1 rRNA gene is annotated in these 251 nt (G+C 49.4%); it reads right to left on the bottom strand.

The features are described 5' to 3' along the window. Positions 1 to 164: 164 nt before the first annotated feature. A 5S ribosomal RNA gene (rrf, locus tag EAE92_RS24335) occupies positions 165 to 251 on the bottom strand; the annotation flags it as partial.

Below are 251 nucleotides of genomic sequence, written 5' to 3'. Positions count from 1 at the left end.
GGAGAAGCGAAAATAACGCCTTGTCGGGCGATTAAATTGGCTTAATGAGGAAAATGGATGGCATTATGATTCACAATGAGAGGAACAAATCCCGTTATTTTCAACGAGGTTTGTCAGCGGTCTGAAACCCCCAGCTTACGCTGAGGGTTTCCACTGTATTTAAAGCCTGGCAGTGTCCTACTCTCACATGGGGAGACCCCACACTACCATCGGCGCTACGGCGTTTCACTGCTGAGTTCGGCATGGGGTCA

This window comes from Photorhabdus hainanensis, assembly GCF_018448965.1.
In the GTDB taxonomy this organism is placed as follows: Bacteria; Pseudomonadota; Gammaproteobacteria; order Enterobacterales; family Enterobacteriaceae; genus Photorhabdus; species Photorhabdus akhurstii.
Note: the sequence above shows the minus strand (reverse complement) of the source record. Positions and strands in the feature narration are given on the sequence as shown.